Below are 223 nucleotides of genomic sequence, written 5' to 3' on the forward strand. Positions count from 1 at the left end.
CTCACTTGATACACTTCCAGCAGTAGAAACAAAATAAGAACGCGTCCATAGGCTCGGCAAGTGTTGAAGATGTGAAAATTCTTCTCTCAAACGTTTTGATGTCACTCCTTTGATTTTTGCCATTGTATCAGCAGGACTAAGTGTTGGTGGTGTATTTAAGAACAAGTGAACGTGGTCTTTGTCGCATTCCATTGCAACAATAGAAATATCCAATTCTCCGCAT

At 39.9% G+C, this 223-nt stretch carries 1 protein-coding gene; it reads right to left on the minus strand.

Annotated elements, in window-relative coordinates; translation table 11 throughout:
- On the minus strand, positions 1-223 hold a 223-nt coding region (tnpA, locus tag MR170_RS32910), incomplete at both ends, for an IS200/IS605 family transposase (protein WP_242310785.1).

The sequence above is a fragment of the Bacillus cereus group sp. BfR-BA-01524 genome (assembly GCF_022662595.1).
Lineage (GTDB): Bacteria > Bacillota > Bacilli > Bacillales > Bacillaceae_G > Bacillus_A > Bacillus_A thuringiensis_S.